The following is a 12416-nucleotide window of genomic DNA, read 5'->3' on the forward strand; positions in this document are numbered from 1 at the left end:
CCCTTCCCCTGCAAGCCAGTATCCTCCACGTTTATTTAAAGCTGTAATCTTGTTATCTTTGCGCCCTTCTTTGCCGGTAGCAACATAACAGGTGTTTTCAGCATTTGTATTTTAGCCATCAATAATACTAAGAAGGAATAGTAAATAACGATTGTAAGTTATTCAAAACCAGTTTTTTGTATTTTTTATTACCTGTGCCGGAATCCCCTTTTCCGCAGGGGATTTTTATTGAATATGATGGAATCTGATTTGTATAGCCAGGCCGGTGAGCAAACGGTATGCTGGCCTTTTGATGATGCTGCCGGAGCGGAAGCCCTGGCGGAAGGACTAACGTTTTCCATCAATGATACGCTGCATCCGCTTTGCCTGTTGGCAGCAGAGCAGTTGCAACAGCATCTGCAAGAGCAGCAGGAATGGGAACATAATTTCGGTTTAGCGGTTCATACCCGCGGTACCGTTATAGGCAAAATGTTCGGCGTACTGGCGGTGCGTACAAAAGAAGGGGAGCTGGGTTACCTGGCGGCGTTTTCGGGCAAACTGGCAGGAGGGAACCATCATGCTAAATTTGTTCCACCCGTTTTCGACGGATTGGTGGAAGGTGGTTTTGTGAATGCCGGCATGACAAAGCTCACGCAGATCAATGCAGCCATCAGCCGCCTGGAATTGGCCGCGGAAGAGGAAAACCCGGAGCAGATCCGTCTCCTTAAAGCTCTCCGGAAAACCCATTCCATCTCCCTGCAAAACAAAATTTTTGAACAGTATCATTTCTTAAATAAAGCCGGAGAATCAAAAAGCCTGGTAGCTATTTTTGAAGAAGCCACTTACAGAAAGCCTCCTGCCGGTGCAGGAGAATGCGCTGCTCCCAAGCTGTTGCAATATGCTTTCCGCCACCAGATGGAGCCGCTCGCACTGGCGGAATTCTGGTGGGGCCTGTCGCCCAAATCCGCCTACTGGGAACATGGTCGCTTTTATGCCCCCTGCCGGGAAAAGTGCGCGCCCATCCTGGGCCATATGCTTTCCTAACGGCCAGGGCAACACGCCGCTGCCTTTTCCCCACCATTTACCATTGCTTCAAATAAGGGCGGAGAAATGGCTATTAGAACTAGAATCAAATATCTATCTTTAAGTCTTTCTTCAATAAATTTGAACTTGAACATGAATAGAAAATGTATTGTCGCAGGTCTGATATGCTTTATGGGCCTGGGCTTGGCGAATTCTTCCAATGTAATGGGGCAGGTGTCAGCTATTAAAACCGAAACCGTAACCGGTGGTTCCCTCGTTGGGCGCTGGGATATCAAGGTAGATGAAAATGGTGCAGAAAAGCCATCCTGGCTGGAAGTAGAGCTCTCCGGTTTTAAAACCCTGGTGGGGCATTTCGTAAGCACCGGCGGCAGCGCCCGTCCAATATCCAAAGTGAATTTTGATAATGGCAAGTTCAGTTTTGCAATCCCGCCACAATGGGAGAATGAAGACCGCGACCTGACGCTGGAAGGAACCGTTACCGCCTCCGGCATCAGCGGTACCATTCATACCAGCGGTGGCCAATCCTATCCGTTTACCGGCGTAAAAGCGCCCGATCTTAAAAGAACCAGCGCACCTGTATGGGGGAAATCTATTAAACTGTTCAACGGAAAAGACCTGAGCGGCTGGAAAGCCGTAGGGCAGCAGAACCAATGGATCGTTAAAGATGGTATCCTGTCCAGTCCTCATTCCGGCGCTAACCTGATCTCTGAGCAGTCATTCTCAGACTTTAAACTGCATGTGGAATTCAGGTACCAGAAAGGCAGCAATAGCGGCGTTTACCTGAGAGGCCGTTATGAAACCCAGATCATCGATAACCCGGTAACGGATCATCCTAACAGTCACCTGTTTGGCGGCGTATACGGTTTCCTGGTGCCCAACCAAATGGCAGTTAAAGGACCGGGCGAATGGCAAACATTCGATATCACCCTCATAGGCCGCATTGTAACGATTGTAGCAAATGGTAAAACCATTATCTGCAGCCAGGAAATTCCGGGGATCACAGGCGGCGCTTTGAACAGCAACGAAGGTGAACCGGGACCTATTTATTTCCAGGGCGACCACGGACCAATTGAGTTCAGGAACATCGAGATCACACCGGCGAAGAATTAAAGCTGAAAGTAGAAGGCATAAAGCCGAAAGCTATTGAAGGGGATAATTAATGCGAAAGATTTTTACTTGCGCCAATCATCCGCTTCAATAGCTTTTTGCTTTCCACTTTTCGCTTTCTGCTTTTATGCATACCAAAAAGAACAACCGCGCATGACCCATCACCCGATCCCCTTTGAAAAAGGGACGTACGTAGGCACCAAAGTGAAAGAGCGCGTTTTTGACGCCGTGTTTACCAGTGAAACTGCTTTCGCGGCCAATATGTCGTCGGAATGGCATTATCATCTCCATCCGCATTTTTCGCATATACTGGCAGGCGGCAGCAAAGAAATCAGGAAGGGTGGGGCCGACCGGCAGTTTGCCGGCGCCGGGCTTTATTACCATCCCGGTATCCCGCACCAGAATGTGGATTACCAGGAAGGCACCCGCATTTTTAATATTGAGCTGAGAGAAGATTTTTTCAAATCACACGGACTCCCGGAACCGCCGGCCGATCTGATGTTCGGGCAAAGCGGCCAGCTCAATACCGGCGGCCTTCTGCGGATCATGAAAGAACACTATCTCAATGACAGGGACTCCGGGATTGCCGTTGCGCAGCTTTGTACAGCACTGTTGCAGCCCGGTGATGATACCTTCCGCTGGTTCCCGGAATGGGTTACGAAAATAAAAACGATCCTGTACGACAGCTGGAACAGCCCGCTGTCGCTGCCCTTACTGGCAGCAGAACTGGGGCTTCACCCGGTCACTATCTCCAAATACTTCTCAAAATACTTTGGCTGCTCCGCAGGAGAATATCTCAGGAAGATAAAAGTTGAAAAAGCCATTTCGCTGATAAGAACTGACCGGCATTCCCTTACCGCCATTGCCTACGAGTGCGGATTTACCGACCAGGCCCATTTCACTAAAACATTTCAGCGCCTTACCGGCCTGCTTCCCCTTCAGTACAGGAAAATATAACGATACGCTAATCCCGTACAATTTTTGTTTTTTTCCTGCGCCTAGTTTTGTACTATCTAATTTATAAGATAGTATGACGACATTCCGGGTTGTAAAGCAGATGTTATGGTCAATGACCTTACTCTTGACAGTGGTAAAGGCAAAGGCGCAGGAGCCTTCTTCCATCCGGCAGTTATTTGACCGCTATTATGCGGAACGTATGCAGCTGTTTCCGCTGGAAGCCACTGCGGCCGGTTATCACCAGTACGATCATCTGCTGGCGGTGGAAGGCAGTGTCCCGTACATAGCGGCTACGACTAAGTTTTATCAACAGTTTTTGGGAGAATTAAAAAAATATGACCGGTCTGCCTTAACGGAAGCCGACAGGATCTCCTGTGATATCCTCATGTACACCCTGAACGAGGCCGTGGAAGCCATCCCCCTGCACCTGGAGTACATGCCGATGAACCAGTTTGTATCTACGCCGCTGGAGTTGGCCTCATTAGGATCCGGCAGCGGTGATCAGCCATTCCGCACCGTAAAGGATTATGAAAACTGGGCCCAAAGAATGACTGCTTTCACTGAATGGACGGATACCTGTATCGCTAATTTTAATAAGGGCATTCGTGCCGGTATTGTTCTTCCCCGGGTGCTGGTGCAGAAAATGATTCCCCAGATGGAGGCGCTTGCGGAAACGGATACGGCAAAGTGTATCTTTTATAAACCCATCGCACAGTTTCCGGCTTCGTTCAGCACAGCCGAACGCGCCAGGCTGACGAAGCAGTACCAGCAGGTGATTGCCGGCAACATGTGCCCTGCCTACCGCAAACTGGCCGGTTACCTCAAAACCGTGTACCTGCCTGCAGCGCAGCAGCAGTCAGGACTGAGCGCCCTGCCGGGTGGAGAAAAGATCTACGAATATTATGTACGTTCCTTTACCACTTCTCCCGGGTTAACTCCTGACAAAATTTATAAAACCGGGCTGGCAGAGGTGGCGCGCATAAAAGGAGAGATGAAAAAAGTGCAACAGCAGGAAGGATTTAAGGGCAGCCTGCCGGCGTTCTTTGTTTATCTGAAAACCAATCCCAGGCTCATGCCTTTTAAAACGCCGGAAGAGGTGCTGCAGGCGTACCAGGATATCTATAACCGGGTGCAGCCTCATTTGAAGGAATTGTTTGGCCACTTCCCTCAAACGCCGATGGTTATACGCAGGGTGGAAGCTTACCGGGAGGCTGCTTCCGCAGGACCATTTTATATTAAAGGTAACCTGGTGGAAAACAGGTCCGCTATCCTGTACGTACCGGTACCGGATGCCACCAAAATCAACGTCACCTTTTATGGTATGGAGGCAACGTTTATCCACGAAGCCATTCCGGGACATCATTTCCAGATATCTTTCCAACAGGAAAATACGAATATACCTGCCTTCCGCAGGCAGCCCACTTTCAGCGCCTTTTTTGAAGGTTGGGCGCTATATGCAGAATCGCTGGGGCCGCAGCTGGGATGCTATCAGGATGCCTATCAGAAAATGGGTGCGTTAAACAATGAAATCCACAGGGCTATCAGGTTGGTACTCGACGTAGCCGTTCATACAGGGAAAATGACACGGGAAGAAGCGATTGCCTATATGATGGCCAATGAGGCAGTGAGCGAAAGTATTGCTGCTGCAGAGGTGGAACGCTATATGGCCATGCCGGGACAGGCACTGTCTTACAAAATCGGTGAAATAAAACTAAAGGAGCTGCGGGATAAAGCAGCCCGGAAAATGGGCCGCAAATTCAACCTGACAGCTTTTCATGACGCATTACTGGCGCATGGAGATATGCCCCTGCAGGTACTTGAAACGTATATCAACGACTGGATGAACAGGTAAGCACCGGGAAATTTTTTAATTATCTCCTAAAATAATTATTTTTGTAGTGATTAATACAAAAATGATAAAATGAGTATGAAAGGCAGACCTGCTACTTACGATAATAGGGAGGTAGTAGCAAAAGCGCAGAAGGTATTTTGGGCGAAAGGGTTTACAGCCACTTCCCTGGAAGATGTGCTGAGTGCCATGGGGATGGGAAGCGGTAGTTTTTACAATGCCTTCAAAGGGGGTAAGAAAGAACTGTTTCGAAAAGCCATTCAGCAACGCCGGGAAGCGTTGAATGCATTCAGGGAAGAAGTGGAAAAGAGTGAGGCGCCCGTGGAGCTGATCAAAAACTTTTTCCGCAGTATTGCCAACGCCGACCGGGATACACATTTGCAAGGTTGTATCATCTCCAATACTGTAGTGGAAATGGCGGCGCTGGATGAAGAACTTGAACAGGAAGCCGTGGATATTTTAAAAGAAGTAGAACAGCTATACACCAGGATGATCCGCAAAGCACAGAAAAACGGAACGCTGAAAAACCAGGCAGACCCCGTGATTTTAGGCCGTTACCTGATTACATTGTGGAATGGTTTGAATGTGACAAGGCGCATGTACCCCGACAATAAAGTATTGATCAAACAAATCGAAATGCAGCTGGAAATCCTCCGCTGATTTTTTTTATTCATTTTTGTAGTGATTAACACAAAAATACTTCTTTCGATAACAAACAGCAATTTATATGGATGTACAATTAACATCAAAGACCGCTTTTGTGAGCGGATCTACGCAGGGTATTGGTTTTGCCATTGCAAAAGAACTACTCCGGGAAGGGGCAGCGGTGATCATCAACGGAAGAACACCTGAAAAAGTGGATGCCGCAGTAAAGCGTTTGCAGCAGGAAATACCCGGAGCCGCGGTGTCGGGGATAGCAGCCGATTTTGGCAGTGTAGCCGAAGTTGATCAGCTATTGGCGGCATTGCCCCGCATTGATATCCTCGTAAATAATGTGGGCATATTTGAACTGAAACCATTTGCCGATATCAACGATGATGATTGGGCGCATATTTTTCAAATCAATGTAATGAGTGGTATCCGGTTGTCGAGGTATTTACTGCCTGAAATGCTCGCCAGAAATGAGGGCCGGATTATTTTTATCAGCAGTGAATCGGGCGTGAATATTCCGGAACAAATGATTCACTACGGCGCCACCAAAACCATGATGCTGGCTGTTAGCCGGGGCCTGGCCGGATTGACAAAAAATACCGCCGTAACAGTGAACAGCATTCTCGGCGGACCTGCTTATTCCGAAGGTGTGGCCGTTGCGGTGGAGCAGATTGCAGCAGCGCAACATCAACCCGTTGAACAGGTAAAACAACACCTGTTTAAAACGATAAACCCTACTTCATTGCTGCAACGCTTTATCGATCCAACCGAAATTGCGCATTTAGCGGTATACCTGGCCAGCCCGTTATCCATTGCTACCAACGGGGCGGTCCTGCGTGCGGATGGCGGTGTACTGAATACAATTTTATAAGCAATGATGCCAGGCAGATAGAAATAAAAAAGGGTGCACTTCAAACTGTGAAAGCGCACCCTTTTAGTTTATGGTACGCTTGTCTTGTCTCCGTTGTCTGGACGCCATTCCTGTATTTTACCGTATAAATAATGGGATAAAATTGAAAATTATCTGACAATATGCTATCTTTTCAGAGAGCCTTTGCAGAAGATATCGAATTTCCTGGAATTTGTGCAGTTGTCATCCTGGGGTGCGTGATTAGGTGCCGGCATATATGTATCATATTTCAGGAAACCCTCAAATAATTATAATAACTATCCACAGCATACCTTATGAGATTTCATATTCCCGGTATTCCTCATACCATCACCAATAAGTCTTACATCAGTTGCGCATATACGCAGAAAGTATATAAACTCTGTTCTATGCTCACCCGGCTTGGTCATGAAGTGTATCATTATGGGTGTGAAGGCAGCGATCCCACTTGTACAGAGAATATTAATATTGTATCAGAAAACCTCAGACAACAGTGCTATTCCACTAATTTCCATACGGAACAATTCCGCTACGATACCAGTGATTATTATCACCAGACCTTCTACAATAATTGCATTACGGCAATAAGAAAACGACAGCAACCCAAAGACTTCCTGCTATGTGCGTGGGGATGGGGACACGAACCTATCGCCCGGGCATTTGACGCCAGTTTGATGGTGGTAGAATCAGGAGTTGGATATGAAAGCATTTTTTCAAAGTTTCGGGTATTTGAATCCTATACCTGGATGGCGCATGTATATGGCTTGAATAACATTAAAAACGGAAACTGGTATGATGCCGTTATTCCAAATTTTTTTGATCCGGCAGACTTTACTTTTTCTGATCAGAAGGAAGATTGGTTCTTGTATCTGGGCAGAATAACGAATAGGAAGGGGGTGGAGGTGGCCGTTCAGACAACCAAAGAAATAAATGCAAGACTGTTGGTGGCTGGTCAGGGGACATTGGTGAATGAAAAAGAGCAGGTTTTCATTAAAGATAGTCATGTAGAATATGTTGGTTTTGCAGATGTGGTTACGCGAAGGACACTGTTGTCCAAAGCAAAGGCGGTATTTATGCCTACCTACTATATAGAGCCTTTCGGTGGCGTGAGTATTGAAGCGGCTATGAGCGGTACTGCAGTGATAAGCAGCGACTGGGGCGTATTTGGAGAGAATATTCTGCATAACGTTACGGGTTATCGCTGCAGAACATTTGACCAGTTCTGCTGGGCGGCGGAAAATATTGAAACGATAAAACCGGAGGCTTGTCGCAACTGGGCCCTCGAAAATTTCAGCATGGATCGTGTGTCGCTGATGTACCAGGAATACTTCGAAATGCTGTATGCCCTATGGGGCAAAGGCTGGTACGAACGATCGCCGGACCGATCGAATCTCGACTGGCTACGCAAAAGCTACCCCCGAGGCTGAAAACATTGTCATGCGCTAAACGTATTCTCCCAGATGCTATCAACTCCATTTACAATTCTCATAATCCTATTTATATCATGGCTATAGATAAACGACATAATCTTGCTGATACGCCAGGGGCCACGGGGGCTACAGGTCCCCAGGGTACCACCGGACCTGTCGGGCCTATTGGTATCACCGGTGCTACAGGTCCCCAGGGACTTACCGGTCCTACCGGCCCGCAAGGTATTACCGGGGGCACCGGGCCTACGGGTTGGGTAACGCTGATCGCAAATAGCATCACCGGTCCTACTGGTCCTATGGGTATCACTGGCGCAACGGGTCCTATTGGTCCTGTCGGTCCTATCGGTATCACCGGCGCAACAGGTCCTGAAGGCGCAACAGGTCCCATCGGTATCACCGGCGCAACGGGTCCTGAAGGCCCTTCCGGTCCCATCGGTATCACCGGCGCAACGGGTCCTGAAGGCCCTTCCGGTCTCATCGGTATTACCGGTGCAACAGGTCCTGAAGGTCCTTCTGGTCCCATCGGTATCACCGGCGCAACAGGTCCTGAAGGTCCTTCCGGTCCGATCGGTATAACCGGTGCAACAGGTCCTGAAGGTCCTTCCGGTTCCGGCGGCATCACCGGAGCTACAGGCCCGGTTGGAGCTACCGGCCCTGAAGGCACGGGAGGTATGGCAATTGGAAATATTACTGGCCCGATAAATATCCCCTTAACCTCCGGTTTTATTGCTACAGGTAGTTCCATTACCCTGGCCCCGGGAAAACATGCGGTTATCGTCACCATGCTGATGAGCGTGAACGGAACTTCTATTAGTATGTGCTGGCTGCGTTCAACATTTTCAGATGCACCCGGCTCTGTCATACCTACAAAGGATGTGATAGGTGGTAACCTCGCAAGTGGTTGCCTGACACAAGGAGTCGTATATAGTATATTAACAGGTACCATCCTGCTGAATAACCAGTCTGGCGCTCCCAAAACCTATTATTATATCGCCGGACAAACCCAAAATGGCAGCAGCCAGTTTATTCAGCCTTTACACCAGTTTGGTGGAGGTTATTGGGCTGAAGATAGAATCATTGCTTTCAAATTTGCATAGCATGTATCATTTCCAACGTTATCAGCAAACAGCGCTTTATGTTTCGACGGAAGAAGGGGAGGGACTGAACTTCTTTGGATATTATTTGACGGCTGCAGCAGACTTACCCGAGTCGATCAGCTATGATGCTGCCTGGTCCGATTTTCCTGGTCTGTTTGTTTTCATGAAGAATGTACTGGCAGAACAAGATATGCTGGTGCTGATAGCATCTCTCCAAAAGAGTTTTCCCCAAGGGAGTATTGAGCAAACATCGCTGGTCTGGGCAACGCTGTCATCATCGCCGGCAGCTGCTTCTTTTCAGTTGCTGGCACTGAAGAAATCAGCATCGCACAGCGTGGTAGTAGCGGTTCATTTTTCGATAGAGATATTAGGGGCGTCATTTTTGCTGGCTGCTGTTAGCCCGGTAGCGCCGGCATTGAGTGCAACCGGAAGCTTTTGGGGCCTTACCGTTACTTATCCGGCAACACCGGAAACATCCGCCCCCGTTGCAAATAAGAATGTCTTTATTCCGATGACCACCGCATTCAGAGGCTGCATTCAGGCAGATATTGCAGAGCATGCAGATGCGCAGCCGGAGGCAGTGGTGCCGCAAAGAGGATTTTATTCATTCGTTTCATCACCTGAAACACCTGATATATACCAAACCTGCTTCTATCCACTTTTTGCTACCCCGGAGCAGGATGATACACCAACAATATATACCGGCTTTCACATGAGTTATGATCCGGTAGATCCCTACAATCCTAAAAGAACGAGATTTACTTATGCCGGATTTTCCTATCAGATTAAGAAGATAGCAGAACCACCTTACAACCAGTTGGAAATCGTATCAGGCAACGCCCTGGCCAAATCAACAAACTACGCCTCTGTTTTTGGTGCTGCAATTAAGTTGCTCCCTCTTACGAATACAGATCATCCCGCCTCATTTGTCCTCTGCGAGCTGCCGCCTGGTTATGATTTTCCTTACTATATGGCGCCTGATGGCGATTTCCAGGTAGTTACGGAAACGACTATCCTGAATATGGGCGGAGGTTTATCCGGTACGGAATTTTTTAAACTGGATCATTCCAATCAGCATAATCAATCTATCATTCGTTTTGAAGCAGGGCAGCCCGCCTGTGTAAAGGGGTTTCCATTTGCAATGGCGTCTCCGGTTGCTGCACCAAGTGATTCCCTGGCTTCACCATTTTCAGCTGATTACCTGACATCATGGGCTACCATATTTACCGCATCCGGAGTGGCGCTTCCCTATGTTGCGCAACCTGTGGGTGCTTCGTTATATGCAAAAGGGACGGCAGGTATTAGCACGGGCATACTACATCCAACGGATATCGCTTTCTCATTTAGGTCGGATAAAGAAAAATTTTTCCCGCTATTCCCTTATTCCGGAATAACAACGGGCACACAGCCACATGATATGGGGTTGGCAGACATTACCGCGCTGGAAGAAGTGGTGTTGTCTCCTCAACGCCGCCAGGTGATCACACAGCAATCTACCACGAATGCCCATCTGTTGAAAAATACACCCGTAGAAACGGAGATCCGTTATGCCACCACCCCTGGCGGCATATTGGCCCAAACAACGCAAAATGCAGATGGCAGCGCTGTTCAGTGGGATCAGTTGCTGCTGGGAAAGAATGGCGACGATGAAATGGCATTTAACAGTCCCTCCGAACAATTGATCACCGCCATGCAGTCGAGTGATGTTTTTTTGGTGGTGAGCAATGCCACTTATCTCTCCGGCTTCGCCAATGAAGTGACTATCGGCGACTGGCAACTGAGCGTTAATATAGGCACTCATCAGACTTACGGCGATTATCGTAACCTGATGATCTTTAAAGGACGCAAGGGTAAGTTATATGATCCCGGGAATGTGGCGAATAGCCTGATTGCGAACCCGAAGAAATGGAGTCAGCGCAAGGATTTTTCTATTCCTCAAACGGATAGTAATCCGGATCCTGCCCAGCTGGTGATTCTTTCCAACTGGTTGCAGACCTATTTCAAAGATGCTTGCGAACAAACAAGCGGGTATTTTGAAAAATTCAAAACAATTGCCACCAGTGAGACCTGGACCGGTATTTTATTTTTACGTGTAGACATTACCGGTATACCCAAAAATCTCTCAGGTATTGTGGCGGGGGTTTCTAACCCATCGGAATTTAATGCGCATCATTTGGGTATTGAAGTAAGTCCCGTAGAACTGAATAACAGCGGCATTCCTGAGCTAAATAAACCTTCTTCTTTTTTTGGACTGATATACTATGTTGATCCTGAATTTACGGATACAATTCCCGTACACTCGATTCAACCTGCTTCCAACGGAGACTATGACTTCAGATTGCTCACCCTGAAAGTATTGTTTGAAAATACCGTGGTGAAAGGGTTTGAAAGTTACGCGCAGCTGACGCTAAATAGTTTGTTCGGTTCGCAGGTGACAGGTACTTACGATACAGAGAACATTTACAGAAATGTACTCTTTACAGGTAGCCTGCAAATAAATCAGGGACAGCCGGTATATGGCCTGGTAAATAGTAATGATGATGCTTTTTACCTGGACAGCAATATTATTAACAAAGTAGAGATCACCAGTGCGGTTTTGTCCAGCAGCACCACAGCTAACGCAACGCAACAGGAGAGTTGGTTTGCACTTAATGGCTTTATTGATTTTAAGCTATTTAAGAAGCCGGATGGGCAGCGATTTGATTTGTTTTCTTTTGGGAATGAAGACGGCAAAGATCTTTTACGCAAGGGCCTGAATTTTTCTAATGCAGGAATATTGATGACTTTTCAGCGAGGCGCGCCCCAAAATAATACGTTGAGTTTTTTTGCCGGAGAAACACGTTTTAATCCTGATCCTAATGTGAGTAGTCTGCGACAGGGCAGTATTTATACACAGTTGCAGTTGGGACTTGAAAACCTGGTCATAGGTCCGGCAGGGAAAACTCCCCGGGACAGCGGTTATTTGAGTGTTATATCAGACATGGCATTGAGCGGACCTGGAAATGAAGGCTGGTATGGATTGCGTTATAAGCTGAACCTGGGTTCGCCTGGTGCGCTGGCCGGCAATACCGGGTTTAATGCTTATCTGCTGATATGCTGGTCGCCTTTAAGCAAAGGAGAGCAGCATTATAGAGCCGGCGTAGAAATAGCATTACCAGGCAGTGGAGGTGGAAAATCATTTAGTCTGCAAACGGTACTGACGCTTAGCATTGACCAGATTCGGCTCACGCAGGCTGGTGATGAGGGTAGTAAAGTATTTATGCTAATGTTTACACAGATCGCATTAAAATTCCTGGGACTGCTCAAACTTCCTCCCGGCGGAAATACATTGTTTTATCTCTTTGGTAACCCTCAAGCCACAGATAATAAAGGGGCACTGGGCTGGTATGCGATGTTCAGACAATAAAAATAAT

General features: G+C 47.6%; 9 protein-coding genes. All 9 read left to right on the forward strand.

The genetic code is table 11. The features are described from left to right. The first annotated feature begins 234 nt into the window (after positions 1-234). The 9 genes from KE626_RS13665 to KE626_RS13705 all read left to right on the forward strand — a co-directional run bounded on the left by KE626_RS13665 (position 235) and on the right by KE626_RS13705 (position 12409). Positions 235-1023 carry a pseudouridylate synthase gene (locus KE626_RS13665; protein WP_211973459.1) on the forward strand — a complete coding sequence of 263 codons (789 nt, stop codon included), beginning with the start codon at positions 235-237 and terminating at the stop codon, positions 1021-1023. 132 nt (positions 1024-1155) lie between these two features. After that, on the forward strand, positions 1156-2133 hold the full coding sequence (locus tag KE626_RS13670; RefSeq protein WP_211973460.1) for a 3-keto-disaccharide hydrolase: 978 nt from the start codon (positions 1156-1158) through the stop codon (positions 2131-2133). A 150-nt stretch (positions 2134-2283) separates the two neighbouring features. Beyond that, positions 2284-3087: a helix-turn-helix domain-containing protein gene (locus KE626_RS13675; RefSeq protein WP_211973461.1), complete on the forward strand. Its 804-nt coding sequence runs from the start codon at positions 2284-2286 to the stop codon at positions 3085-3087. Between the two features lie 73 nt (positions 3088-3160). Further along, on the forward strand, positions 3161-4939 hold the full coding sequence (locus KE626_RS13680; protein WP_211973462.1) for a DUF885 domain-containing protein: 1779 nt from the start codon (positions 3161-3163) through the stop codon (positions 4937-4939). Positions 4940-5014: 75 nt separating this feature from the next. Beyond that, a complete protein-coding gene (locus KE626_RS13685) occupies positions 5015-5596 on the forward strand; it encodes a TetR/AcrR family transcriptional regulator (protein ID WP_211973463.1) in 582 nt (193 codons plus the stop codon). Positions 5597-5663: 67 nt separating this feature from the next. After that, positions 5664-6458, forward strand: coding sequence for an SDR family NAD(P)-dependent oxidoreductase (locus KE626_RS13690; RefSeq protein ID WP_211973464.1), 795 nt, complete (start codon positions 5664-5666; stop codon positions 6456-6458). Between the two features lie 314 nt (positions 6459-6772). Next, positions 6773-7903, forward strand: coding sequence for a glycosyltransferase (locus tag KE626_RS13695; protein WP_211973465.1), 1131 nt, complete (start codon positions 6773-6775; stop codon positions 7901-7903). 77 nt (positions 7904-7980) lie between these two features. Further along, a complete protein-coding gene (locus tag KE626_RS34860) occupies positions 7981-9003 on the forward strand; it encodes a collagen-like domain-containing protein (protein ID WP_283093149.1) in 1023 nt (340 codons plus the stop codon). Position 9004: 1 nt separating this feature from the next. After that, complete coding sequence (locus tag KE626_RS13705) at positions 9005-12409, forward strand: hypothetical protein (protein ID WP_211973467.1); 3405 nt, start codon at positions 9005-9007, stop codon at positions 12407-12409. Positions 12410-12416 lie beyond the last annotated feature (7 nt).

This window comes from Chitinophaga hostae (assembly GCF_018224885.1).
In the GTDB taxonomy this organism is placed as follows: domain Bacteria; phylum Bacteroidota; class Bacteroidia; order Chitinophagales; family Chitinophagaceae; genus Chitinophaga; species Chitinophaga hostae.